At 38.6% G+C, this 24,172-nt stretch carries 24 protein-coding genes and 1 riboswitch; of the genes, 13 read left to right on the top strand and 11 right to left on the bottom strand.

Features of this window, described 5'->3' with window-relative positions; all coding sequences use genetic code 11:
- Positions 1–41 precede the first annotated feature (41 nt).
- Entirely contained in the window at positions 42–2,867 is a 2,826-nt protein-coding gene (gene polA, locus ALPR1_RS00625; protein WP_008197686.1) for a DNA polymerase I, read from the bottom strand.
- Between the two features lie 159 nt (positions 2,868–3,026).
- Here polA and ALPR1_RS00620 point away from each other — a divergent pair, with 159 nt between their 5' ends.
- A complete protein-coding gene (locus ALPR1_RS00620; protein WP_008197685.1) occupies positions 3,027–3,338 on the top strand; it encodes a hypothetical protein in 312 nt (103 codons plus the stop codon).
- A 79-nt stretch (positions 3,339–3,417) separates the two neighbouring features.
- On the opposite strand, the gene ALPR1_RS00615 is transcribed toward ALPR1_RS00620, so the two are convergent.
- Complete coding sequence (locus ALPR1_RS00615) at positions 3,418–3,864, bottom strand: hypothetical protein (protein WP_008197684.1); 447 nt, start codon at positions 3,862–3,864, stop codon at positions 3,418–3,420.
- A gap of 91 nt (positions 3,865–3,955) precedes the next feature.
- Between ALPR1_RS00615 and ALPR1_RS00610 the strand changes: the two genes are divergently transcribed.
- Positions 3,956–5,617 (top strand): amidase, encoded by a 1,662-nt coding sequence (locus ALPR1_RS00610; protein WP_008197683.1) that lies wholly within the window; start codon positions 3,956–3,958, stop codon positions 5,615–5,617.
- 32 nt (positions 5,618–5,649) lie between these two features.
- Here ALPR1_RS00610 and ALPR1_RS00605 read toward each other — a convergent pair whose 3' ends face one another.
- Together ALPR1_RS00605 and gpmI are read right to left on the bottom strand one after the other, a co-directional pair.
- Positions 5,650–6,213 carry a hypothetical protein gene (locus tag ALPR1_RS00605; RefSeq protein WP_008197681.1) on the bottom strand — a complete coding sequence of 188 codons (564 nt, stop codon included), beginning with the start codon at positions 6,211–6,213 and terminating at the stop codon, positions 5,650–5,652.
- Complete coding sequence (gpmI, locus tag ALPR1_RS00600) at positions 6,213–7,736, bottom strand: 2,3-bisphosphoglycerate-independent phosphoglycerate mutase (protein WP_008197679.1); 1,524 nt, start codon at positions 7,734–7,736, stop codon at positions 6,213–6,215. The genes ALPR1_RS00605 and gpmI overlap by 1 nt, the downstream gene beginning before the upstream one ends.
- Here gpmI and ALPR1_RS20145 point away from each other — a divergent pair, their 5' ends adjacent.
- Genes ALPR1_RS20145 through ALPR1_RS00585 form a run of 3 tightly spaced genes read left to right on the top strand, consistent with a single transcriptional unit; the run spans position 7,737 to position 9,628 of the window.
- Positions 7,737–8,267, top strand: coding sequence for a DUF4783 domain-containing protein (locus ALPR1_RS20145; protein ID WP_008197677.1), 531 nt, complete (start codon positions 7,737–7,739; stop codon positions 8,265–8,267).
- 53 nt (positions 8,268–8,320) lie between these two features.
- A complete protein-coding gene (gene nadC / locus ALPR1_RS00590) occupies positions 8,321–9,178 on the top strand; it encodes a carboxylating nicotinate-nucleotide diphosphorylase (protein ID WP_008197676.1) in 858 nt (285 codons plus the stop codon).
- A gap of 45 nt (positions 9,179–9,223) precedes the next feature.
- Entirely contained in the window at positions 9,224–9,628 is a 405-nt protein-coding gene (locus tag ALPR1_RS00585; protein WP_008197675.1) for an META domain-containing protein, read from the top strand.
- Here ALPR1_RS00585 and corA read toward each other — a convergent pair whose 3' ends face one another.
- From corA to ALPR1_RS00570, 3 genes are all read right to left on the bottom strand, one after another.
- A complete protein-coding gene (gene corA / locus ALPR1_RS00580; RefSeq protein ID WP_008197674.1) occupies positions 9,629–10,738 on the bottom strand; it encodes a magnesium/cobalt transporter CorA in 1,110 nt (369 codons plus the stop codon).
- Between the two features lie 16 nt (positions 10,739–10,754).
- Positions 10,755–11,690, bottom strand: coding sequence for a tRNA epoxyqueuosine(34) reductase QueG (queG, locus tag ALPR1_RS00575; RefSeq protein ID WP_008197673.1), 936 nt, complete (start codon positions 11,688–11,690; stop codon positions 10,755–10,757).
- A gap of 121 nt (positions 11,691–11,811) precedes the next feature.
- Positions 11,812–12,042: a hypothetical protein gene (locus tag ALPR1_RS00570; protein ID WP_008197672.1), complete on the bottom strand. Its 231-nt coding sequence runs from the start codon at positions 12,040–12,042 to the stop codon at positions 11,812–11,814.
- Positions 12,043–12,229: 187 nt separating this feature from the next.
- Here ALPR1_RS00570 and ALPR1_RS00565 point away from each other — a divergent pair, with 187 nt between their 5' ends.
- The 4 genes from ALPR1_RS00565 to ALPR1_RS00550 all read left to right on the top strand — a co-directional run bounded on the left by ALPR1_RS00565 (position 12,230) and on the right by ALPR1_RS00550 (position 15,575).
- A complete protein-coding gene (locus ALPR1_RS00565; protein WP_008197671.1) occupies positions 12,230–13,330 on the top strand; it encodes a vWA domain-containing protein in 1,101 nt (366 codons plus the stop codon).
- Positions 13,331–13,335: 5 nt separating this feature from the next.
- Entirely contained in the window at positions 13,336–14,859 is a 1,524-nt protein-coding gene (locus ALPR1_RS00560) for a hypothetical protein (protein WP_008197670.1), read from the top strand.
- Positions 14,860–15,027: 168 nt separating this feature from the next.
- On the top strand, positions 15,028–15,276 hold the full coding sequence (locus tag ALPR1_RS00555) for a hypothetical protein (protein WP_008197669.1): 249 nt from the start codon (positions 15,028–15,030) through the stop codon (positions 15,274–15,276).
- Entirely contained in the window at positions 15,273–15,575 is a 303-nt protein-coding gene (locus tag ALPR1_RS00550) for a type II toxin-antitoxin system RelE/ParE family toxin (RefSeq protein WP_008197668.1), read from the top strand. Before ALPR1_RS00555 ends, ALPR1_RS00550 begins: the two co-directional genes overlap by 4 nt.
- A gap of 40 nt (positions 15,576–15,615) precedes the next feature.
- Here the strand turns inward: ALPR1_RS00550 and ALPR1_RS00545 are convergent, their stop codons facing one another.
- Positions 15,616–15,978 (bottom strand): DUF1304 domain-containing protein, encoded by a 363-nt coding sequence (locus ALPR1_RS00545; protein WP_008197667.1) that lies wholly within the window; start codon positions 15,976–15,978, stop codon positions 15,616–15,618.
- Positions 15,979–16,121: 143 nt separating this feature from the next.
- A riboswitch (cobalamin riboswitch) is annotated at positions 16,122–16,322 on the top strand.
- A gap of 214 nt (positions 16,323–16,536) precedes the next feature.
- Here ALPR1_RS00545 and metE point away from each other — a divergent pair.
- Complete coding sequence (gene metE, locus ALPR1_RS00540; RefSeq protein ID WP_008197666.1) at positions 16,537–18,837, top strand: 5-methyltetrahydropteroyltriglutamate--homocysteine S-methyltransferase; 2,301 nt, start codon at positions 16,537–16,539, stop codon at positions 18,835–18,837.
- Between the two features lie 34 nt (positions 18,838–18,871).
- Here the strand turns inward: metE and ALPR1_RS00535 are convergent, their stop codons facing one another.
- The 3 genes from ALPR1_RS00535 to hflX all read right to left on the bottom strand — a co-directional run bounded on the left by ALPR1_RS00535 (position 18,872) and on the right by hflX (position 21,660).
- On the bottom strand, positions 18,872–19,207 hold the full coding sequence (locus tag ALPR1_RS00535; protein WP_008197665.1) for a hypothetical protein: 336 nt from the start codon (positions 19,205–19,207) through the stop codon (positions 18,872–18,874).
- A 30-nt stretch (positions 19,208–19,237) separates the two neighbouring features.
- Positions 19,238–20,323 carry a PAS domain-containing sensor histidine kinase gene (locus ALPR1_RS00530; protein ID WP_008197664.1) on the bottom strand — a complete coding sequence of 362 codons (1,086 nt, stop codon included), beginning with the start codon at positions 20,321–20,323 and terminating at the stop codon, positions 19,238–19,240.
- 68 nt (positions 20,324–20,391) lie between these two features.
- The gene (gene hflX, locus ALPR1_RS00525) at positions 20,392–21,660 is read right to left on the bottom strand and encodes a GTPase HflX (protein WP_008197662.1); all 1,269 of its coding nucleotides are present in this window, start codon (positions 21,658–21,660) and stop codon (positions 20,392–20,394) included.
- A gap of 197 nt (positions 21,661–21,857) precedes the next feature.
- Here hflX and rfbC point away from each other — a divergent pair, with 197 nt between their 5' ends.
- From rfbC to ALPR1_RS00510, 3 genes are read left to right on the top strand one after another with little or no spacing between them, the layout of a single operon-like run.
- Positions 21,858–22,412, top strand: coding sequence for a dTDP-4-dehydrorhamnose 3,5-epimerase (rfbC, locus tag ALPR1_RS00520; protein ID WP_008197660.1), 555 nt, complete (start codon positions 21,858–21,860; stop codon positions 22,410–22,412).
- A complete protein-coding gene (locus tag ALPR1_RS00515) occupies positions 22,412–23,158 on the top strand; it encodes a tyrosine-protein phosphatase (protein ID WP_008197658.1) in 747 nt (248 codons plus the stop codon). The genes rfbC and ALPR1_RS00515 overlap by 1 nt, the downstream gene beginning before the upstream one ends.
- A 9-nt stretch (positions 23,159–23,167) precedes the next feature.
- Positions 23,168–24,121: an NAD-dependent epimerase/dehydratase family protein gene (locus ALPR1_RS00510; RefSeq protein ID WP_008197657.1), complete on the top strand. Its 954-nt coding sequence runs from the start codon at positions 23,168–23,170 to the stop codon at positions 24,119–24,121.
- Positions 24,122–24,172 lie beyond the last annotated feature (51 nt).

The raw sequence follows: 24,172 nt of genomic DNA, 5'->3' as shown, positions 1-24,172 counted from the left end.
TGAGCCTCGAACTACTTGGTACTTTGTACTTAATACTCTAATCAGTGTGCCTGCAGCCAATCATCTCCCGTACCAACTTCTACTTCCACAGGAACATCCATTTTAATTGCATTTGACATAAGCTCAGGGATATTCTTTTTTAGAATTTCCACTTCATCTTTATGTGCATCAAAAACCAATTCATCATGTACCTGTAGAATCATTTTAGACTTGAGATTTTCCTTTTTCATCCAGTTATGAACGTCAATCATGGCAACTTTAATTAAGTCAGCTGCCGATCCTTGGATAGGTGCATTGATGGCATTTCGCTCCGCAAAGCCTCGCATGGTAGCATTTCTACTATTGATATCTCGTAAATATCTTCTACGGCCCAAAAGTGTTTCCACGTATTCATCATTTCTGGCTTTTTCTATCGCTCTATCCATGTATTCTTTTACAGCTGGGAATTCCTTGAAATAGGCATCAATAATTTCCTTGGCTTCCGTGCGGGAAATCGATAATCTCTGGGAAAGTCCAAAAGCAGAAATACCATAAATAATTCCAAAATTGGCTGTTTTGGCTTTTCTACGCATATCTGAGGTGACTTCCTCTAAAGGAACCTGAAATATTTTAGCTGCCGTAGTAGCATGGATATCCCGTCCATTTTTGAAAGCTTCTATCATAGATTCATCCCCAGAAAAAGCCGCCATAATACGTAATTCTATTTGGGAGTAATCAGCTGCCAAAAGGATATGGTTTTCATCTCTTGGAACAAATGCTTTCCTGATTTCCCGGCCTCTTTCTGTCCGAATAGGAATATTCTGGAGGTTTGGATTGATTGAGGATAGTCTTCCTGTAGCTGCCACAAACTGATTGTATGTGGTATGAATTTTTCCTGTTTTGGAATTAATCATGGTAGGTAAAGCGTCGACATAAGTAGACTTGAGCTTGACCATTTGTCTAAAATCCAAAATGGCTCTGGCGATCTCATGTTCATTGGCCAGCTTGCTCAAAATTTCCTCTCCAGTAGCGTATTGACCTGTTTTTGTCTTTTTGGCCTTAGGATCTAGTTTCAACTTTTCGAACAGGACATCCCCCAATTGTTTTGGAGAAGCCAGATTAAATCGAACACCGGCGATTTCATAAACCTTGTTTTCGATCTCCTTACTTTCTTTTTCCAAAGAGATAGACATTTCAGCAAGGCTTTTGGTATCTATTCGAATGCCTTCAAACTCCATCTCTGTCAATACATTGATCAATGGATTCTCTACCTCATAAAAAAGCTTTTCCAATAAATTCTCTTTCAAAAAAGGGTCGAGCTTTTCCTTAAGCTGTAGCGTTATATCAGCATCTTCAGAGGCATATTCTGTGACTTGATCGACATCTACGTCACGCATATTACCCTGATTTTTCCCTTTTTTTCCGATGAGTTCGGTGATGGATACCGGTTGGTAGTTAAGGTATTGCTCTGCTAACCAGTCCATAGAGTGTTTTCCTTCTGGCTCAATAAGGTAATGAGCGAGCATGGTATCATAGAGTTTCCCTTTTACCTCCACATCATAATTTTTCAAGATGAGCAGATCGTATTTTATATTTTGACCAATCTTGAGAATTTTTTCATTTTGAAAAACAGGCTTAAGTTGTTCCAAAATTTGATCTGTTTCTGCTCTATCTGCTGGGCAAGGAATGTAATAAGCCTCTCCACTGAGATAGGCAAAAGAAATTCCGACCAGCTCAGCCTCCATAGCATTTACAGAAGTGGTTTCGGTATCGAAACAAAGCTGATCTTGAAGCATCAAATAAGAAACGAGCTCTTCAATGGCTTCCGGTCCAGCAATTTTATGGTATTGATGTGCGGTGGTAAGTATGTTTTTATGTTCGGGTATCGGTGCGGCATTTACCGTTTCTTCTTCAAATTCTATTGTAGGTGTGGAGGTTGTGGCCTTGCTATCACCGAATAACCCTAACTGATCATTGCCTTTTATTGCTGCCTTTTTGGTTTTTCCATCTTTAAAAATTCTACTGGCCAGGGTTCTGAATTCCAGCTCAGCAAAGATGGTTTTTAAAGTTTCTTCATTAAAACCATCATATTTCAGTTCTTCCTCGACAAAGTTAACTGGAACATCAATTTTAATGGTCGCCAGTTGTTTGGATAAAATACCTTGCTCTGCAAAGTTTATTACGTTTTCCTTTTGCTTACCCTTCAGGTCATCGGTGTTTTTTATAAGTTCTTCCACAGAACCATATTGTTTCAGCAGCTTCACAGCGGTTTTTTGACCAATACCGGGAATTCCTGGAATATTGTCAACAGAGTCACCCATCAAGCCAAGCATGTCAATGACTTGGTCTACCCGTTCGATATCCCATTTTTCGCAGATCTGCTTAGGCCCCATGACTTCAATTCCTTTTCCCATAAAAGCCGGTTTGTATAGGAAAATATGATCATCTACTAATTGCCCATAATCCTTGTCAGGAGTCATCATGTAAACGGTGAAATTCTCCGCTTCTGCCTGTTTGGCTAAAGTGCCTATTATATCATCTGCCTCAAATCCATCCATTTCCAAAATAGGAATGTTAAAAGCCTTGACAATTTCTTTTACCCATGGGATGGCTACGCCAATATCTTCTGGCTGTTCCTGCCGATTGGCTTTATAAGGCTCATATTGAATATGTCTAAAAGTTGGGGCATGTGTGTCAAAAGCGACCCCAATATGGGTAGGATTTTCCTTATCTAGTACCTCTAATAGCGTATTGGTAAAGCCCAGCATGACCCCAGTATTTAAACCTTTGCTATTTATTCTAGGATTCTTGCTAAATGCAAAATGGGCTCTGTATATAAGAGCCATGGCATCAAGTAAAAAAAGCTTATGTGCTTGTTTTTGGGGCATTATTAAATTATTTTGATTTGATTTTAATGTGGCGTTAGGCAGTGTAAGTTACTAAAAATAGAATTTGAAATTGTCAGATTCTGGCCTCAATACTATTTCTGTCAGAAAATGGCTGGTTTATTGAAGAATTGATTATCTAACCTTAAAACAAAATACCTTATGAAAAAGCTAATTGCGATTTTTGCTTTGTTCCTTTCTGTTCAGTTTATCCAAGCAGCACCGCTGCCAGATAGGGATTCTAAAAATGAAAAAACTGAGTTAACAGAAGCTCAGAAAAAACGTGCTGTGGAAATGCAGGCTAGATTGGATGAAATCAAAGCCATGGATTTTAAATCAATGACCAAAGATGAGAAGAAAGAGATCAGAATGGAGTTGAGAGATATGAAAAAAGAAGCAAAAGCTGCAGGAAATGGTATTTATATTTCTGTAGGTGCAATTATCATCATTTTGTTATTGATCATCATCCTTTAAGATCAATCATTTTCAACAAAAAAGGACTCAATCTGAGTCCTTTTTTTGTTTCTACTTCTTGCTGTTTTATCAGAACCCTTTAAGATTCTTCTACTTCATTTTTTTCAAGATAATTTTTTACCTGACAGCCTCTCAAAAATATTAGGATCAATGGGATGAGCCAAATGATTTCGTTTCCGATCAATTGAAAACCAGTTCGTTTGTTCCACCCTAAGTCAGGCAGGAAACCCAGCGTAAACCAGATAGCTAAAATGATTTTTCCTGAAATACCTGCGATAATCAAATAGACCCAACTGACAGGGTAAAAAGCGCTGATGAAAATAATCACGCCTACAATTAGTCCAAAGCTACCATAATAGTTACTAGGTAAATCTATCAATTCAGAATTTCCCATAGATAGCCATTGGCATAGGTCAGAGCCAAACCATTTGAAAAAGGCAGACCAAGCGATGGTATACATTCCTGCTAGAAGAAGGATTCCTCTGAAATGCATAGGGAATACTGGAAAAGGACTTTTATCATCCATGGGTGGTTTGATTTATTATTTTTATTTGAAGATCTTGAAAGATTATGATCCCCATTTTATACAAAACTATCCAATGAAAATTAATAATCGAATGAGTTCACGAGCTTTTCTGATATTCCTTGGTGCAAGTTGCTGTTTGGCACTCGGATTTACCTTAGGAAAGAAGTCCGGAGAAATCACTCCGAATTCCATTGAAGGAGCTTCAGAATTGATTGGTTTAAGCTTTACTCCTGCCGAAAAAGACAGTATGATTTCCAGGTTGGAGAATCAGTTAAATAATATTGAAAGTTTACGGAAAGAACCAATTGACAACTCTGTTTCCCCTGCTTTGGTTTTCAATCCTCTTCCCAAAGGCTTTAAGCCAGATACTGAGCAAAAAAAACCTGATTGGGGTTTAGCTACCGCCATGGAGCTTCCAGAAAAAGAATCCGACATTGCTTACTTGCCAGTACATCAGCTGGCTGTACTGATAAAAAGCAAAAAAATAAGTAGTGAGCGCCTGACAAAAATCTATTTGGACCGAATCAAAACGTATTCGGATACACTACAATGCCTGATTACTTTGATGGAAACGGAAGCACTGTCAAAAGCCAAGCAAATGGATGAAGAACTAGCGAGTGGTAACTACCGCGGCCCATTACATGGAATCCCTTACGGAATAAAAGACCTTCTTGCAGTTAAAGGGACGAAAACGACCTGGGGTGCGATGCCTTATAAGGATCAAGAAATTGACAAGACCGCAGCGGTTGTTCAAAAGCTCAATGATGCAGGAGCTGTTTTAGTAGGCAAATTCACTTTGGGAGCATTGGCAATGGGAGATGTTTGGTATGGAGGAGTGACCAAAAATCCATGGAATCTTGAGCAGGGTTCCAGTGGTTCTTCGGCAGGGTCTGCATCTGCCGTTAGCGCAGGGCTGGTACCATTTGCATTAGGTACTGAGACCTTGGGCTCGATCGTTTCTCCTTCAACACGAAATGGGGTAACTGGGCTAAGACCGACCTATGGGAGAGTGAGTAAAGATGGAGCAATGGCCTTGAGCTGGTCTATGGATAAAATCGGTCCTATTTCTAGGTCAGCATTAGATGATGGAATCATCTTATCAGTTTTAAATGGGGCTGATATCAATGATGCGAGTACCATTGAGGCAGCTTTTAATTTTGATGCCAGTATGTCTGTGAAAGATCTTAAAGTAGGTTATTTCAAACCCTATTTTGAAGGAGAAAGAGTTCAAGAAAATGATAAAGCTGTTTTAGAGCTATTGAAAAATCAAGGGATAGAACTTCATCCTTTGGAATTGAAGACATCTATTCAGGCTGGTCCTATTGTGATGATGCTAATGGTGGAAGGCGCTTCTGCGTTTGATGAATTGACTAGAGCTGGTTGGGATGATCAGTTGGTTGCTCAACATAAAAATGCCTGGCCTAACCTATTTCGAGCAGCTCGATTTATTCCAGCGGTGGAATATGTTCAATTAAGTCGTCAGCGAACGCTGCTGATACAGGAAATGCACGAATTGATGAAGGAGTATGATGTGATTGTGACGCCCTCTTTTGCGGGACCACAATTACAGATTACCAATTTGACGGGGCACCCCGCTCTTTGTTTACCGAATGGATTTAATGACCGGAACAGTCCCACCTCCATTACTTTATTGGCTAACTTATTTGAAGAAGAAAAATTGGTGATGCTGGGAGATTTTATTCAGAAAAATTCAGATTGGCAGGCGAAGCGACCTCCTTTATTTGATCAATAAAAAATGGCTCTGGAGAATCCAGAGCCATTTTTTTAGAATCTTAGTACCCCTCTGATTTTTATATTATTGGGTTTTAGAAACCAGATTTTTTGAGTAGTCTCTATGGCATAATGATCTATTTTTTTTGTCACATTATTGAAATATACCTCAGCGTTTGTGACAGAACTATAAAAGGTGTTCTCTTTAGACATTTTTATAGTAATGAAGTGTACCTCATCATTGATGATGCTTACCGTGATATTTTTCACATATCCTTTGGCATCTGGATACAATTCATGGATCAGATACTCATTTTTCACCTGGGTATCATAAGCCGAGACTAAAGACGATTTATTGATATCTGCTTCAAAGAATACAGCTAACTCTTCTCTCCATTGCTCAGGGCTTAATTTTACCTCTTCAGTAATTTCTTCACCATTGATTCTGGAAACTTTCGTTACTTGGGCAGCCTCTAATCCTTCTAGGGATTGTTCCATTTGCCCTTTTAAATCAAAGTAAGGGAGAGTTTCTAATTCTTCGGAACCTTGTTGGTTTCCTGAACAAGAAAACAGGCCTAGTACAAGAAAACCAAGAAGTAAACTGATTTTGAAATTCATTAGGTCAATAAGATTTCACCGGTCATATCTTCCGGAATATCCATTCCAATAAGTTTTAAAATAGTTGGTGCGAGATCTCCAAGCTTGCCATCTTTTACCGTCAACTGATCTTTATCGTCCACCATGATAAAAGGCACCAAGTTGGTCGTATGTGCTGTATTTGGCGATCCATCTTCGTTGATCATCATATCACTATTTCCATGATCAGCAATGACAATAATAGTATAGTCATTTTCCAAAGCTGTAGAAATAACACTTTCAGCACATTTATCCACGGCTTCGCAGGCTTTTACAGCAGCATCAAAAACACCAGTATGGCCTACCATATCTGCATTTGCGAAGTTGAGACAAATGAAATCGGCACTTTTTCTTTTTAACTCAGGATTAATTTTGGCAGCGATTTCAAAAGCACTCATTTCAGGCTTCAAATCGTATGTGGCCACCTTAGGAGATGGACATAAAAGTCTGCTTTCCCCTTCAAATACTTCTTCTCTTCCTCCAGAAAAGAAGAAAGTTACGTGAGGATATTTTTCAGTTTCTGCAATTCGAATCTGTTTCTTACCACCGTTGGCTAAAACCTCGCCTAAGGTGTTATTGAGGTTATCTTTTTCAAACAATACCTTCACTCCTTCAAAAGTATTGTCATAATTGGTAAAGGTGATGTAATCCAATGCGAGCTTCTTCATATTGAAGTCCTCAAAATCCTTTTGAGTTAAAACCTGCGTGATTTCTCTACCTCTATCAGTACGGAAGTTGAAGCATATCACTAAATCACCTTCTTCAATATTGGCAAGAGGCTTGTTGTCTGAACCTACATGGATGATTGGTCTGATAAACTCATCGGTCACATTATTTTCATAGGATTTTTTGATGGAAGCCAAGACATCTTTGGACTTTTCACCCTCTCCTTTGACCATGGCATCATAAGCGAGCTTCACTCTTTCCCATCTATTATCACGATCCATGGCATAGTATCTACCGATTACGGATGCAATTTTGCCTGAAGAGCTTTTTAAATGGTCTTGTAATTCAGATAAAAATTGAATTCCACTTTTTGGGTCTGTATCTCTACCGTCAGTAAATGCATGGATAAATACATCATCCATTCCATTTGCTTTGGCTGCATCACATAGACCTTTTAAGTGGTTGATGTGAGCGTGAACTCCTCCATCGGAAACTAAACCAATGAAATGAGCTTTTTTCTTCGCTGCTTTGGCTTTTGCAAAAGCTTCAACCAAAACTGGATGAGAGTCTAGGTCTCCATTTTTTACAGCTTGATTGATTTTCACCAAATCCTGATAGACTACTCTACCTGCACCAATATTCATGTGACCTACTTCAGAATTACCCATTTGTCCCTCGGGTAAACCTACTGCCAAACCGGATGCTTCCAGTTTTGCATGTGGGTATTTGTTGTAAAGGCTGTCTACAAAAGGTGTGTTGGCTTTCTCAATCGCTGATACGGATGGGTTGGTGGCAATTCCCCAGCCATCCAAAATCATTAAAAGTACTTTCTTATCCATGTGGCAAATATATTAAATTTCGACCCAATCCCGACTTTTAAACTTTTCCAGACTGGATTTGTCGCTATTGTTTTACTAATCAAATTTGATACCGAAAGATTCTCAAATTGGCTTAGTATTTGCCAAGATAGGGTGATGGCCATTTTGAACCTATTCTTTTCTTTATTCTTGTTATTTCAGAATCCCACTTTTGAAAAGGGAGATGAAATATCTATTGATTCGGTCGTAGCTGCAATAGACGGTAATTCCAGTAGTGATTTAGCTAGATATTTTGAGTCAAGTATCTCTCTGAATATCAATGGTCAGCAGGGAAGCTATTCTAAAAATCAAGCAGAAATTGTCATCAAAGATTTTTTTAAAAGAAACCCTTCCCAAGGTTTTTCTATTGTCTATTCGAGTGAAACAAACCCCAGTTTGAGTTCTTTTATTGGTGACTATGTCAGCGGAGATGGAACTTTTAAAGTCTTCATCAAGGTTTCCCAACAAGACTCGAGTTTTAAGATTTACAGCCTGGAATTTGTAAAAGGCTAAATCATTTTCGAGAAAAATAAATCTCAAATTTTCATTTTGACTAATTTTGGAGGATGAAACCAGCCTACCTGACGGATGATGCCGTCGAGACTTTTATAAAAGCAGCCTTCAAAGAAGATATTGGCCCTGGAGATTACTCCTCTTTGGCCTCGATACCTGAAGGGAAACAAGGAAAAGCAAAGCTTTTAATCAAGGGAGATGGAATCCTGGCCGGAATAGAATTGGCTGAAAAAATCTTTCAAATGTATGATCCTTCATTAGAAGTGGAAACGCTACTTAAAGATGGAGATGCAGTGAAATTTGGGGATATAGGCTTGATTGTCAAAGGTTCTGCAGCATCGATTCTTTCAGCAGAACGATTGGTATTGAACTGCATGCAGCGTATGTCTGGCATTGCAACTTTGACTCATCGCTTGACAGAGAAAATCCTTCATACCAAGACCCGATTGATGGATACTCGCAAAACCACTCCTAATTTTCGATTGATGGAAAAGTGGGCTGTTCTTATCGGTGGAGGTAAAAATCATCGATTTGCGCTTTATGATATGGTCATGCTTAAGGATAACCATGTGGATTTTGCAGGAGGTATAGAAGCAGCAATCACCCAGACCAAAGCCTACTTGAAAAAACATCAGTTGGATCTGAAGATTGAGGTAGAAACTAGAAACATTCAAGAGGTTTCAGAAGTTATCCGAGTTGGAGGGGTAGATTTTATCATGCTTGACAACATGGATTATGAAACCATGAGAGAAGCAGTAAAGATGATTGGAGGTCAATTTAAAATTGAGGCCTCTGGAGGAATTACAGAAGACACACTAATACCTGTAGCGGAATGTGGAGTGGATTTTATCTCGATGGGAGCTTTGACCCATTCAGTAAAGAGCATGGATATCAGTCTGAAAGCATTTTAGAATCTGGCTCGGTTCCTGCACAGGATAAGTGAAAACTAAACCAGAATGAAAAAATTACTTTATATACTATTCGTTTTTGTACTCGCATCTTGCAGTTCCAAGTCTTTTCCTGACGTAAAATGGGAAGGAAAGCAATGGACAGTCGTGGAGATCACAGGTGTCCCTGTTCAAACTTCAGGAACAGCAAATGATGCCCATTTGATTTTTAATGCAAGAGAAAACCAGATTACAGGTTCAGGTGGTTGCAACAGAATTTTTGGCCCATACGAAATAGAAAAAAAGAACAGCTTGAGATTTGGTGATATTGGTGCCTCAAGGATGTCCTGTCAAAATTCAGCTTTCGAAAATAAATTTTTGGAGACGCTAAACTCGGTTCGGTATTATCAACAAACCGGAGGACAGTTGCATTTAAAAGATGGAGATAAAAGAACCATTATTAAGCTGCAATAATTACAGCCAATTCTTCCTTTTAAAATAATAAAGCATCCCCAAGACTGCTAGCCCCATACCACTCAGCACATAGAAATAGCCATTTTTGGTATGTAACTCCGGCATATTGTCGAAGTTCATCCCATACACACCTGCTACAAAACTCAGGGGAATAAAGATCGTGGAGATAATCGTAAGAACCTTCATGATATTATTCATGCGATTGGAAAGACTGTTCATATACAAGTCCAGCACGCCGGAAGACATATCCCGGAATACTTCCATGGTTTCAATCACCTGAATGGTGTTTTCATACAAATCCCGAATAAATGGTCTAGTTTCCGCACTGATTTTGTCATCCGCATATTTATCAAATGAACCAATGACTTCCCGTAGCGGATAAACAGTACGACGAAGATCCATCATTTCCCTCCTTTGAACATAGAGAGAATTCAGGGTTTGATTATCCGGTTCTAACATAGCCTGGGATTCCAGGTTTTCTATCCGCTCTCCCACATTTTCCATTACGACAAAATAATTATCGATTACTGCATCCAGCAGGGCATAAAGTAAATAATCAGCTTTTCGCTGTCTAATTGCCCTTTTTTGATCCGCCAGGCGGTTTCGAACGGACTGAAAGACATCGCCTTTTTTCTCCTGAAAGGTCAGTAAAATCCCATCTTTTAAGACAAAGCTAATCTGCTCATCGTCTATGGGGGATTCTGGACTTTGGCACTGGATCATTTTCAGCGCCGCAAAAATATACTCATCAAATGCTTCCATCTTAGGACGCTGATCCACATTCAGAATGTCCTCCATGGTCAATTTGTGGATGTTAAAAAGCAGACCAATTTTCTCCAACAACTCCACATCATGAAGCCCCACTACATCGATCCAGAGTACCCTTTTCTTTTCCTTTATCCTTTTCTCCAGCTGGCTGAGCTGGATGGATTCCTCCAGTAGCTCATTATCATCATAGGTGATAAGGTTGATACTTACCTGCTGCAGCTCTTTCTCACCAGTATAGACAAGGGAGCCAGGAGCCAAACCTACTTTGATATTCTTTCTGTTCTTTTTCTTAGGCTTAAACAGCCGTTGTACAGTTTTAAGATTAGGAGCTTTGGGACTCATATGATCTAAGGTATGGTTATTTAGATTTTAGAAAATCGACATTTCTTTTTAGTCCAGCAAGTTTAGTGCGCTTTACGGCTGATTTTTTAAAAACTTTGCGGAAAGTTTCTTCCGTGATCTCCTGCCAGTCCCGATGGGTAAATTCTGCCAACTCTGGATGAGGTTGGAATTTTGCTTCTTGGTGAGGTTTTGAAAATCGATTCCAAGGGCAGACGTCCTGACAGATATCACAGCCAAAAGCCCAGTTTTCCATCTTGCCTTGGAACTCGCTTGGAATGGCATCTTTCAATTCAATAGTGAGGTAGGAAATGCATTTGGAGCCGTCAATCACCCCATGATCCACTATGGCATCGGTGGGACAAGCATCGATACAGGCTGTGCAGGTACCACAGTAATCCTTAGCCAAAGGTGTATCTGGAGTCACTTCTAGGTCAATAATCAATTCAGCCAGAAAAAAGAAACTTCCCATCTGCCTATTCAGCAAAAGGCTGTTTTTGCCCAACCAACCTAAACCAGCTTTTTTGGCCCATTGCCGCTCCATGACAGGAGCTGAATCCACAAAACCGCGACCATCAATTTCTCCTATTTCCTCACGAAGAATTTTTAGAAATTCATTGAGTTTCTCTCGAATCACGAAGTGATAATCTTCTCCGTAGGCATATTTGGCCAATTTGATATCTTCGGAAGATTCAGGTAATTTTTTCTCTGGATAGTAATTGTAAACCATAGAAACTACCGTTTTGGCTCCTTCTACAAGCTTGGTAGGATCCAGTCGCTTGTCAAAATGATTGGCCAAATAGCCCATTTCTCCATTGTAATTACGACTGAGCCATTCTTCCAATCTTGGCGCCTCCTCTTCCAAAAACTCAGCTTTTGCTATGCCACAAAAGTCAAATCCTAGCCGTTTTGCGGTAGATTTGATAAAGGAAGCATGTCGCTCAGCTGAAGTCATAGGGTAAAGATACAAGTCTTTAATTTTCCTCCTCGCTTAGTAATAAAGTCTCTCGATTCGATGATTAAAAAATAAAAGGATCCATATAGAAAGCTTCGTTTTATAAAGACTCAAAAAAAATTTAAGCTAAGTTTCTATTCAAATCCGGTCTGTCCTGATACCAACAGTCTTCAAAAGTTTCTTTTACCTCAACATTAGCAACAAGTACTGACCAAACCATCCAAATTATTAATCCAGGGCCACATATAAATATGAGCCAGATTAACGGTATAGCCACTTCCAGCTGAATTAGAGTGACGAAAACAATCAAAATCCCCGTCACGATTCCCACTACTTGCAGATAGTTTTTCATCTTTTTAGAATTTTTATTCTAATTAATAAACTACCATCCCCATCTGTTTGTTACTTAATCTGTCAGAGAGAATAAAATTCCACTAAATTGAATTTTAAGGCTTTCTGGCTAGTTTGTTTTGACAAGAGGCTAGTTGTTTACTCTAAACAAAGTCTTGTGTCTCGAATCTTGATACTTGATTCTAATTATGAAAGGATTTCGATTTACTCAATATGTACCTCCTCAGGATCCTGAGAAAAATACTTTTGAGAATCTTTTGAATATATTTTTGCAGCTCGTCACCATGACCGGTGGAGATGTAGCTGAGGCTTTAAGTTGGTTGACCAATCTGGATAACCGATATGGAATGACCAATCCCAACTATGGGATTGGAGATTTTATAGAAGACCTGAAAAGTAAGGGATACCTGACTGAGGAAAACCAAAAGGGAGAGTTTAAGATTAGTGGAAAAGCAGAGCAAACGATCCGGAAATCTGCATTGGAGGAGATTTTCGGTAAGCTGAAACGAGGTAAATCAGGTCAGCATAAAACTACCAATTCCGGCCAGGGTGAAGAACGTGGCTCAGATCGCAGAGCCTATGAATTTGGGGATAATTTGGATCAAATAGCCTTGACAGATTCACTGCGGAATGCACAAGCAAATCATGGTTTTTCTGGAGATTACCTTCTTACGGAAGGTGATTTGGAGGTGGTGGAAAATGAATATCGGTCTCAAACTTCCACCGTGCTGATGATCGATATATCTCACTCCATGATTTTGTATGGTGAAGATAGAATTACTCCTGCCAAGAAAGTAGCGATGGCCTTGGCAGAACTTATTAAAACCCGCTATCCAAAAGATACTTTAGATATCATCGTTTTTGGAAATGATGCCTGGCAGATAGAAATCAAGGATTTGCCTTACCTGCAAGTGGGCCCTTATCATACCAATACGGTGGCTGGCTTAGAGTTGGCAATGGATCTCCTGCGTAGGAGGAAAAATCCAAATAAGCAGATTTTCATGATCACCGATGGAAAGCCAACATGCCTAAAAGTGGGGATCAAATATTACAAAAATGCTTTTGGAATAGATAGTAAGATTCTCAGCGAAACGCTGAAACTCGCTGCGCAATGCCGTAAGTTAAAAATCCCAGTAACCACCTTTATGATTGCTTCGGATCCTTATCTAAAGGAATTTGTGAAAGAATTTACCAAAGTAAATAATGGGAATGCCTACTACAGTAGCCTGAAAGGGCTTGGCAACCTGATTTTTGAAGATTATAGAAGAAATAGAACGAAACGCTTTTAAGCCATATGGACTACCAAAAATTGACCACAAAAGAAATCACCCAGATAAAAACCCTCGGCCAACTCAAAGCAGCTGGCTACCAACCCAAAGCCATTAAAGAAGAACTTCGAGACAACTTGATTTCAAAGATCAAAAAGAAGGAAAATGTCTTTGAAGGTATTTGGGGGTATGAGGATACCGTGATTCCAGACATTGAGAGAGCAATCCTATCTCGTCACAATATCAACTTATTGGGATTGAGAGGACAGGCGAAAACGAGAATAGCCAGAATGATGACCCAGCTATTGGATGAATATGTTCCAGTGGTTTATGGTTCAGAATTAAATGATGATCCTTTGGCTCCATTAAGCACCTATGCAAAAGATAAAATCGATGAAAAAGGGGATGATACTCCTATTATCTGGTGGCATAGAGATGAGCGCTATACAGAGAAGTTAGCAACACCTGATGTTTCTGTGGCGGATTTGATTGGTGACGTGGATCCGATTAAGGCGGCGACAATGAAGTTGAGTTATAATGATGAGCGAGTGATTCATTATGGCTTAGTTCCTAGGTCTCATCGCTCCATTTTTGTCATTAATGAATTACCCGATTTGCAAGCTAGAATTCAAGTGGCTTTGTTTAATATTTTGCAGGAAGGGGATATTCAGATCAGAGGATTTAAATTGAGATTGCCGCTGGATATTCAATTTGTCTTTACTGCCAACCCAGAAGATTACACCAACCGGGGAAGTATTGTGACACCTTTGAAGGATCGAATTGAAAGCCAGATAATTACACATTATCCAAAATCAATCGAGATCGGAAGAAAAATCACTTTGCAGGAGGCCAATTTGAAAGGCAAGCCGGTGGAGCATATTCATATTCCTGAATTAATGAAGGATTTGATTGAGCAGATTGCCATCGAAGCCAGGGAATCAGAATATGTGGATGAAAAAAGTGGAGTTTCGGCGAGATTGACCATTTCCGCTTATGAGAATCTGATTTCAGCGGCAGAGCGAAGAATGTATCTGAATGGAGAAACAGATACCATGGTGAGGATTGCGGATCTGATAGGAGTGATTCCGGCTATCACAGGAAAGGTGGAGTTAGTTTATGAAGGAGAGCAAGAGGGTGCGGGAATTGTTGCCTACAGTTTGATAGGCAAAGCCATTCGATCTCAATTTATCAACTATTTCCCATCACCAGAGCAAAAGAAAAAATCAAAAGAGGGTAATCCCTATGTAGTTCCATTAGCATGGTTTGGAGAAGGAAATGAGCTAGATATTCTTGCCTCACAGTCAGATAAAGAGTATAAATCCGCTTTACAGTCTGTTCCAGGTTTGGAAGAAGTGGTCACTCAAATGGTGGAAAACCTGCCTGAAAAAGAAAAGGAATTCTTTATGGAATTTGCACTTCATGGCTTGGCAGAATACAGTCAACTCAGCAAAAAACTTTTGGAAACCGGGTTGAAATTCAAAGACCTATTTAGCTCCATGTTTGATATGGGCTTAGGTAGCGAAGAGGATTTTGAGGAGGATGATTTGTAATATTGGTCATTCATAGCTCATGAAGATTAAAAAAATCTGTACTGAGCTATGAGATAATATTATATGATTCAATAGTTTAGGGATGTATTTGAGATAAATGCGAAAGTTGAATTTATTCCTTAAATAGGTTGATTTTTAGTAGATTAGAGAACTCAAAAAAATGTAATTATGAGTATAGCTGAAATTAAATTGGATTTGATTACATGGCTTTCCAAGTTGGATGATACTCAAGTATTGGATGAAATATCACAGTTAAAAAAGCAATTTCTTCAGGAGAAATATAATAAATCATTACAGCCGATGAGCAAGGAAGAATTGCGAGATAGTTTAGCAGAAGCAGAAGCTGACTATGTAAATGGGCGTATTATTTCTCAAGAAGATTTGGAAAAAAGAATTAAAGAAGGAAGAGTTTTATGAAAATTGTCTGGTCTGAAAGATCATTAAAAGACCTTGACTTTATTTTTGAATTTTATGTTTTCTCTGCCTCAATAAATGTAGCACAGAAGATAACAGGTAAGCTGATTGAGAAAGTTAAAATTTTGACATCATATCCTGAAATTGGAGTTGTCGAAAACTTGGATTTTGATGTTCCTTTTGAATACAGGTATATCATAGAAGGAAATTACAAGATCATTTATCGTATCGTTGAACAAAAAGCTATTTTAATAGCACGAGTTTTTGATACTAGAATGGATCCAAAAAAGAAGACTGTTTAATTTTTTTTCTCAAGGTCTCCGCACCTCTGCGGTCAACTCATCATTTCAAATGCAACAATACCAACGCAATTAACGCAGGTAATCCTTGAACCCAGAAGATTTTTTTACTGGCAGTTAGGGCTCCGAAAACTCCTGCTACCAATACGCAGCTTAGAAAAAAGACTGCAACATAAAAAGACCATTTTGGATCTTCAATTAGCAATGACCACACTAATCCGGCCACCAAAAAACCATTGTATAATCCTTGGTTGGCAGCCAATCCTTTTGTTTTAGGGAATAATTCCGGAGGTAAGGATTTAAAAGTTTTTTTCCCGATGGTTTCCCAGGCAAACATTTCGAAGTAGAGAAAATACAAATGAAGAGCGGCAATTAGCCCGATCAAAATGTCTATGAAAAGTGTCATGAGGATATTTTTTGTATTGAAATTACACTTTTTAAAAATAAATTCTGACAAAGGATCTACAATGAAAAATTACAATGCTGCATAATTGGTTGTAGCACAATAAAATTTACTAATTTCACAATTGAAATAGTTCTATACTTTATTTCTTATCTAGCGGAACAGGTCCACGATGAAGATCGAGGATAATAGGGAATCGTGTGAAAATCACGAACTGTCGCGCAACTGTAAGTAACATACCAAAGACAATCATCCATTGAGTGTCCACTGTCACGGTCCACAACGAGACGGGAAGGACGATGAAAGTCGTTACAAGTCAGGAGACCTGCCTATTCCGATCTACCCAAAAGGTAGAATTGACGATGCTTTCGCGATCTGAAGCCTAAAGTCAAGATTGATGCGATATTTCTGAGCTAAGTTCTAAGCCTGTCCATTCCAGGCCTGATAACTTATGCCCTGATTTTTGATGTATTAATTTTGGTAAATCCTTCATTTTTAAAGCATTGCAGAGTTCAGTATACGAGCTTTTAACTAATTATTAATTATTAAAAGTTAAAAGAGATGCAAACGCACAATCTTGGCTACCCGCGAATTGGTGGCAACAGAGAACTCAAAAAAGCCTGTGAGGGCTATTGGTCCGGTAAAATTTCCTTACACGAGCTCCAATCAGCAGGTGAATCTGTTCGGAGGAACAACTGGGAAGTTCAAAAGGAGGCTGGAATTGATCTAATCCCCTCCAATGATTTTTCATTTTATGATCAGGTTTTAGACCTTTCTATGACAGTAGGAGCAATTCCAGAGCGATATCATGAAGTGATTTTAAAGAAGGGAAACAATGAGTTAGATCTTTATTTTGCCATGGCCAGAGGCTATCAGAAAGATGGTCTGGATATCACAGCGATGGAAATGACCAAGTGGTTTGATACAAACTACCATTACATCGTTCCGGAATTTAAAAAAGATCAGCAATTCAAGCTTTTTTCTACTAAAGTGATTCAGGAATACATTGAGGCCAAAAATCAAGGGCTGATTACCAAACCTGTTCTGATAGGTCCGGTGTCATTTTTATTACTTGGAAAGGAAAAGGAAACGGGTTTCGATCGAATTGACCTAATTAAAAACATTTTACCAGTTTATCTGGAGGTTCTCAAAAAGCTTGAAGATAACCATGTAGAATGGGTACAGTTTGATGAGCCATTTTTAGCGATGGACTTAAATGATAAAGAAAAAGATGCTTTAGTGTATACCTATGGCGAGATAAGAAAGGCTTTTCCTGACCTAAAAATCTTATTGGCCAATTATTTTGATTGCTTTGGGGCAAACCTAAAAACAGCACTTTCTCTTCCTGTGGATACCTTCCATCTGGATTTAGTCAGGTGCCCATCTCAGCTGGATGATATCTTAGAATCTGGATTATTAAAAAAGCGAAAATCTCTCTCCTTAGGTTTGGTAGATGGGAGAAATATCTGGAAAAATGATTATTTGAAATCTCAAAAACTCATTGAAAAAGCAATAAATGCCATAGGTTCAGATCGAATATTCATTGCTCCCTCTTGTTCCTTGCTTCATGCTCCCATAGATCTGGAATTGGAAGATGAGAAGGGGTTGTCTGCAGAAGTAAAAGACTGGTTAGCATTTGCTAAACAGAAGCTCCAAGAGGTAAAAGAGCTAGGTACTCTTACAGAGGAAAAATTAGCTAAAAATCAAGCATCCATCCAAAGCAGAAATAAATCTAAACTAATCCACAAAAATGAGGTAAAAGAGAGAATTGCGGGATTGCCTGAAAGTATTGATCAGAGAAAAAGTCCTTTTTCTATTCGACAGCAAAAGCAAAAAATGGCCTTAAACCTTCCTCTTTTTCCTACCACGACCATAGGTTCTTTTCCACAGACGACGGAAGTGCGATCATGGAGAGCTAAATTCAAAAAAGGGGTATTGTCCAAAAGTCAATACAATAAGAATTTGGAGTCTGAGACGATCAAAGCCATTCAGTGGCAAGAAGCTATTGGTTTGGATGTTTTGGTACATGGTGAGTTTGAGCGAAACGACATGGTGGAGTACTTTGGAGAGCAACTGGATGGGTTTTTATTTACCAAAAATGGTTGGGTTCAGAGTTATGGTAGCCGATGTGTGAAACCTCCGATTATTTATGGGGATGTTTCCAGGCCTTCTAAGATGACTGTTGACTGGACCAGCTTTGCACAAAGTCAAACAGAAAAGCTTGTTAAAGGAATGTTGACTGGGCCCGTGACAATTTTGCAATGGAGTTTTGTAAGAGATGATCAACCAAGAAAAGATACTTGTAATCAAATTGCCTTGGCGATCCGGGATGAAGTGATTGATTTGGAAAAAGCAGGAATAAAAATCATTCAGATCGATGAACCCGCGATTCGAGAAGGACTTCCATTGAGGAAATCTGATTGGCAAAGTTATTTGGACTGGGCAGTCAAAGCATTTCGAATTTCTGCTTCTGGGGTTCAAGATGAGACCCAAATACACACGCATATGTGCTATTCGGAGTTCAATGACATTATCGAAAACATAGCAGCGATGGATGCTGATGTCATCACGATTGAATGTTCAAGATCGCAAATGGAATTGTTGGATGCCTTTGGGGAATTTAACTATCCAAATGAGATTGGTCCTGGTGTTTATGATATTCATTCACCCAGGGTGCCGGCAAGAAATGAAATGTATGCTTTATTGGAAAAAGCAGTACAAGTAATTCCAGAAAGTCAATTGTGGGTAAATCCAGATTGTGGGCTAAAAACCCGAGGATGGGAAGAAACCAAAAGTGCTTTGATAGAAATGGTTTCTGCAGCAAAACTGCTTCGAGAATCTATTTCTGAGCCTATTGGCTAAATTAAAAGCTGTCTCATTTGTGAGACAGCTTTTTTTAAATTTCTTCCAAAACGGAATTCCCTTTTGATTGGTCACCAGAGGTCCACTGCCAGGTTTCGTGGAGGCGTATTTTGCCGTTTTCCATTTTCTCAGGAACAGAATGACAGATTCCAGTCATCAATTCCCCTGAAGTATTTACCTGATGGTATCTCATGTTGATTTTCCCTTCGCGATCGACTAATCCAATAAGATGTCCTTTGATTATTTTTCCACCAGCGTATTCGCAAGTGAGAATATTTCCTTCTTGCTGGTAGTGAAAAAGGGTTTCTTCTGAAGTTTCTCCGTTATCAGAATTACTGATAGGACGGAATGATTTTCCTTGATAATTCATTGATTAAAAACCTTTTTAATTCCTCCAAGATCAATCTTGGAGGCATTTTTCATTTTCAAAATCTATGATAAATCGGGTGCCTTGGTTAATCTCACTTTCGATCGCTATTTTTCCTCCCATGGAAGTCACATGATTATGGACTAAATAAAGACCTATTCCCTTGCTATCTTCATTTTGATGAAAGCTTTGACTCATTCCAAAAATTTGGTCTTGGTACTTTTTTACATCGATCCCAAGTCCATTGTCTTCAATGATCAATTGCTTAGTTCCATTAAAAAATCTTGATCGAATTGAAATAATAGGAGTTACCTCGGGATTACAATATTTAATTGAATTAGAAAGTAAATTTAAGAAGATGCTCTCCATGCATGTTTTATTAAAACTAATATCTTGAAATGCTTCAAAATCCACTTGAACTTTAGCTTTTGAAGAAGTAATCAAGGACTTGATGGAAAGTAAAATGGGATCTAAAACAGCAGGTAAATTGACGTTTTCTTTGGTAGTATGGATAGTTTGATTTTCCTTTAATCGGTCCACATATCTGTTAAGCGTATCTTTTAAATTAGAAATGGAATACTTTAATAAATCGAGCATTTCCACTGTTTCTTTATCAGTCACATGATCCGTGTTGATGAAACTCATAAGCTCCATTAAATTATTAACAGGAGCTCTTAAATCGTGAGCTGCAGTAAAGCTCAATTGTTTTAGATTTTGATTGATCTTGTTAATGTTTTCCAACAATGCATTTCTCTCAGATTCATGTCTTTTTTTGAGGGTAATGTTTTTAGCTATTGCAAATACAAGCTTTTGATCATCAATAGGTTGGGAGCTCCAGGCTAACCAAATAACCTTACCGGATTTAGTTAAATATCGGTTCTCAAAATTTAAAAGAACATTATCCCGAATCAATTCCGAGCGAACATGCGCGGTAAGGGCTCTATCATCAGGATGGATAAACTCATGAATTGGCCGAGCATATAATTCTTCATAAGAATAACCTAAGGCATCTTTGACAGCAGGATTTATTTTCTTGAAATATCCATCATAGCCAGCAATGCAAAGTAGGTCTGGGGAAATGTCAAAAAAACGCTCGAACTCAAATGAATTTTGATCCATTATTAAAATTTTAGGACTATCAAGGTATTGGAAAAAAATAGATCAATCACTTCCTTTAAAAATAAATTTTAATCTTCCTCATAGGCCTTGCTCTCCCAATCAACCGTTTCATCTTCAAGATAATGTGGATAGATCTTTCTATGCGCTTTCTTCACTTCGGTAATTAAGGATTCACGGAACTCATCCACATGTAATCCTGAATTGGCAGCCATAAACACAGGTTTGATCTCTGTTTTCTTTTCATAGGCATCCGAAAGCGAAGCAAAATCCAGGTAGTTTGATTCTTCCAGCTCCAATTCGGTCATGTTCATGATAGCCTCCTCACTTGGCATCTGTTCTACTAAATCTATTTTGTTGAATACCAGTAAAATAGGCTTGTCTCCTGCATTGATCTCTCTTAAGGTCTGATTCACTACAGAAATGTGATCTTCAAAATTGGGGTGAGAAATATCTACAACGTGCACTAATAAATCGGCTTCCCGAATCTCATCCAAAGTAGATTTAAATGCCTCAATCAAGTGTGTGGGAAGTTTTCTGATAAAACCTACAGTATCTGATAATAGGAAAGGTACTCTCTCCAAAACCACTTTTCTAACTGTTGAATCCACAGTTGCGAAAAGCTTATTTTCAGCCAAAATATCGGTTTTTGTCACCAAGTTCATCAAGGTGCTTTTTCCCACGTTGGTGTATCCTACCAGCGCTACACGCACGATGCCTTTCCTGCCTTTTCTCTGGGTTACTCCTTGTTTTTCTATTTCACGAAGCTTTTGCTTCAAAAGAGTGATTTTATTTCGGATGTCACGCTTATCAGTCTCGATCTCCTTTTCACCTGCTCCACCACGAGTACTGGTTCCACCTCTTTGACGCTCCAAGTGAGTCCACATTCTTGTTAATCTGGGGAGTAAATACTGAAATCTTGCCAGTTCTACCTGAGTTTTGGCCTGAGCCGTTTGTGCCCTATTTAGGAAGATATCTAAAATCAACAAGGATCGATCATAGATTTTCACTTTCATTTCATTTTCCAAATTTCTCATTTGGGAAGGAGATAGGTCATCATCAAATATGACCATGTCTACTTCAAAGTGTTCAATATATGCCTTGATTTCATCAAGTTTTCCAGAACCTATGAAAGTACGGATATCAGGTTTCTCCATTTTTTGGGTAAATCGATAAACCGTCTTGGCACCAAGGGTTTCTGTCAAGAAGGCCAACTCATCCAAATGCTCGTCGATCTCCATTTCAGTCTGTCCTTGGCGGACAATACTTACCAACACAGCAGTATCAATTTTAGGAGCTGTATCGTATAGTTTTTGTAGTTTTCTAGAAAATTTACCCATAAATGATGTTTTTCAATAAATAAAAGGAAAGAAAGCTGCTTTTAGTTTCATTTTTATGGAATGATAGCCGTGATAATCAATAATTTTGCAGCTTCTTAACTTTATTGGCCAAAGTTCGACATATTTCCTTACAATTGATTAGGATACTCCATGTTGGCTTGGTTATTTTACTTCACAAAAGCCCAATATTATCATCCATGGCTGAAATTAGGAAAACACCCATCAGCGGAGTTTTAGAGATATTTCCAAAAGTTTTCGAAGATCAAAGAGGTTACTTTTTTGAATCTTTTAGGTCGGACTGGTTAGAACAACATGGTTGTAAAGAAAATTGGATTCAGGATAATCAGTCATTTTCTCAAAAAGGAACAGTTCGAGGACTGCACTTTCAGAGGGGGGATCATGCTCAGGCCAAATTAGTCAGGGTAATCCAAGGTAAAGTGTTGGATGTGGTGGTAGACCTTAGGAAAGGCTCTGAGACTTTTGGTGCCCACTACTCTACTATTTTGGACACCGAGCAGCATAATTTATTATATGTACCCACTGGATTCGCACATGGATTTTCTGTATTGGAAGATGCCATTTTTGTCTATAAATGTTCTAATTACTACCATAAAGAAAGTGAAGGAGGAATTTTATGGAACGATTCTCACTTAGGAATTGATTGGATGGTAGATAATCCGATCATTTCGGAAAAAGATGCCCAATGGCAAAAACTACAAGAATTTAAAGAAACAAGTGAAGGAGGTTTATAATGGGACTGTTTGATATTTTCAAAAAGAAAGAAGTTGTATACGAAGACTTAGATCTTGGCTGGATGCAGGTGGATATGCATTCACATTTGATTCCAGGGATAGACGACGGTTCAAAGTCTATGGAGGAATCGTTGAGTTTAATTCGTCGACTTTCAGATTTTGGTCTACGGAAAATCATCACCACACCTCATATCATGTCTGAATATTACCGGAATACTCCCGAGATTATTCGAATGGGACTTGAGGACTTGCGCAATTCCCTTAAAAAGGAAGGAATTGATATAGAAATTGATGCCGCTGCAGAGTATTATATGGATGAGATTTTTCTAGAAAAAATCAAAAACGGGGAAGAAATGCTGACGATCAACGGTAACCATCTCTTGGTGGAAACCGGGTTTATCAACAAACCTCAAATGCTTCTTGAGACCTTTTTCCAAATGGAAATGTCAGGGTACAAGCCGATTTTTGCTCACCCTGAGCGTTACCAATACCTTTTGGGAGATAAAAAACTATTGGAAGATTTAGTGGATCGACAAATCTATTTTCAGATCAATTTGCTTTCCTTGACAGGTTTTTATTCCAAACCGGTTAAAGACTTTGCCGAAATGCTTTTGGAAAGAGGTTTGGTGAAATTTTTTGGTACTGATTGCCACAATCCAAGATATCTGGACATGCTGGAAACCCTTCCTAGGTCAAAAAGCTATGATAAGATTCGCGAGATAAAAATTCTGAATACGGAACTTTAAAAAAGCAAAGTGAAAATTTTCATCACGGGTATAACCGGACTTTTAGGTAGCTATGTGGCCAAAGAATTTTCCTCTTTGGGAGAGATTCATGGCTTTAAAAGACCAAACTCCTCGACACGTTTGTTGGATGATGTGGATTTTCCTATTCAATGGCATGAGGGAACCTTGGGTAACGTGGAATCCATCGATCATGCATTAGAAGGAATGGATTTAGTGATCCATTGCGCTGGAAAAGTTTCCTTTTTACCAAGTGAGGAAGAGGAGCTGTATAAAGTAAACGTACAAGGTACCCGTAACTTAGTTAACGCCATGCTCTATTCAGGCGTTAAAAAGTTAATTCATATCAGTTCGGTTTCCGCGCTTGGGAGATCTCCTGAAATAAGCGAAGTAAATGAAGATCATAAATGGGTGGATTCGCCATGGAACACCAAATATGGTATGTCTAAATATTGGGGAGAACTTGAGGTATGGAGAGCGGAGCAGGAAGGTTTAGATCTGATTGTGGTAAACCCATCTATACTACTGGGAAAGATTTCTGACGATAGAAGCAGTACTTCTATTTATTCCCATGTTCTGAATAATTCAAGCTATTTCCCAAAAGGAAGCATTAATTACCTTGACGTTCGGGATGCAGCAAAGTTAATTAGGCTCTTATTTGAGAAAAATAGCTGGGGTGAGCGATTTATTTTGAATCAGGGAAATATGAAGTACCAAGAATTTTTTAAAAAAATGGCAGTGGCATTTGACAAAAAGGTGCCCGAAAAGCCTGTTTCCATGGGCATGTTGAAATTATTACTTTTTAGTTTAAGCGTAGCAAGAACACTAGGCTTGACCAAAAGTCCATTGACGAAGCAAACGGCCATGATTTCGCAACAAGACATTCTTTTTGAAAATCAAAAAATAAAAGACTTGTTGGACTTTGATTATACCCCTGTAGAGGACACCTTTATTTGGGCAAAGTAAACTTATCTTCAAAAGCATTCGTTTGCTAATTACCTTTTCTAAAATGGAGAG

The organism is Algoriphagus machipongonensis, assembly GCF_000166275.1.
Classification (GTDB): domain Bacteria; phylum Bacteroidota; class Bacteroidia; order Cytophagales; family Cyclobacteriaceae; genus Algoriphagus; species Algoriphagus machipongonensis.
The sequence above is the reverse complement of the archived record's forward strand: the minus strand, read 5'-3'. Positions and strand labels throughout refer to the sequence as shown.

What these genes read in the sequence shown, in the direction of transcription:
- ALPR1_RS00530 (WP_008197664.1), bottom strand. Translation starts at nt 20,323, where the DNA reads ATGGATCAAAATTCATTTGAGTTCGAGCGTTTTTTTGACATTTCCCCA.
- ALPR1_RS00615 (WP_008197684.1), bottom strand. Translation starts at nt 3,864, where the DNA reads ATGGATGATAAAAGTCCTTTTCCAGTATTCCCTATGCATTTCAGAGGA.
- ALPR1_RS00610 (WP_008197683.1), top strand. Translation starts at nt 3,956, where the DNA reads ATGAGTTCACGAGCTTTTCTGATATTCCTTGGTGCAAGTTGCTGTTTG.
- ALPR1_RS00535 (WP_008197665.1), bottom strand. Translation starts at nt 19,207, where the DNA reads ATGAATTATCAAGGAAAATCATTCCGTCCTATCAGTAATTCTGATAAC.
- ALPR1_RS00570 (WP_008197672.1), bottom strand. Translation starts at nt 12,042, where the DNA reads ATGAAAAACTATCTGCAAGTAGTGGGAATCGTGACGGGGATTTTGATT.
- gpmI (WP_008197679.1), bottom strand. Translation starts at nt 7,736, where the DNA reads ATGGATAAGAAAGTACTTTTAATGATTTTGGATGGCTGGGGAATTGCC.
- nadC (WP_008197676.1), top strand. Translation starts at nt 8,321, where the DNA reads ATGAAACCAGCCTACCTGACGGATGATGCCGTCGAGACTTTTATAAAA.
- ALPR1_RS00550 (WP_008197668.1), top strand. Translation starts at nt 15,273, where the DNA reads ATGAAAATTGTCTGGTCTGAAAGATCATTAAAAGACCTTGACTTTATT.
- ALPR1_RS00515 (WP_008197658.1), top strand. Translation starts at nt 22,412, where the DNA reads ATGGGACTGTTTGATATTTTCAAAAAGAAAGAAGTTGTATACGAAGAC.
- corA (WP_008197674.1), bottom strand. Translation starts at nt 10,738, where the DNA reads ATGAGTCCCAAAGCTCCTAATCTTAAAACTGTACAACGGCTGTTTAAG.
- metE (WP_008197666.1), top strand. Translation starts at nt 16,537, where the DNA reads ATGCAAACGCACAATCTTGGCTACCCGCGAATTGGTGGCAACAGAGAA.
- ALPR1_RS00585 (WP_008197675.1), top strand. Translation starts at nt 9,224, where the DNA reads ATGAAAAAATTACTTTATATACTATTCGTTTTTGTACTCGCATCTTGC.
- polA (WP_008197686.1), bottom strand. Translation starts at nt 2,867, where the DNA reads ATGCCCCAAAAACAAGCACATAAGCTTTTTTTACTTGATGCCATGGCT.
- ALPR1_RS00560 (WP_008197670.1), top strand. Translation starts at nt 13,336, where the DNA reads ATGGACTACCAAAAATTGACCACAAAAGAAATCACCCAGATAAAAACC.
- ALPR1_RS00545 (WP_008197667.1), bottom strand. Translation starts at nt 15,978, where the DNA reads ATGACACTTTTCATAGACATTTTGATCGGGCTAATTGCCGCTCTTCAT.
- queG (WP_008197673.1), bottom strand. Translation starts at nt 11,690, where the DNA reads ATGACTTCAGCTGAGCGACATGCTTCCTTTATCAAATCTACCGCAAAA.
- ALPR1_RS00605 (WP_008197681.1), bottom strand. Translation starts at nt 6,213, where the DNA reads ATGAATTTCAAAATCAGTTTACTTCTTGGTTTTCTTGTACTAGGCCTG.
- rfbC (WP_008197660.1), top strand. Translation starts at nt 21,858, where the DNA reads ATGGCTGAAATTAGGAAAACACCCATCAGCGGAGTTTTAGAGATATTT.
- ALPR1_RS00620 (WP_008197685.1), top strand. Translation starts at nt 3,027, where the DNA reads ATGAAAAAGCTAATTGCGATTTTTGCTTTGTTCCTTTCTGTTCAGTTT.
- hflX (WP_008197662.1), bottom strand. Translation starts at nt 21,660, where the DNA reads ATGGGTAAATTTTCTAGAAAACTACAAAAACTATACGATACAGCTCCT.
- ALPR1_RS00565 (WP_008197671.1), top strand. Translation starts at nt 12,230, where the DNA reads ATGAAAGGATTTCGATTTACTCAATATGTACCTCCTCAGGATCCTGAG.
- ALPR1_RS00555 (WP_008197669.1), top strand. Translation starts at nt 15,028, where the DNA reads ATGAGTATAGCTGAAATTAAATTGGATTTGATTACATGGCTTTCCAAG.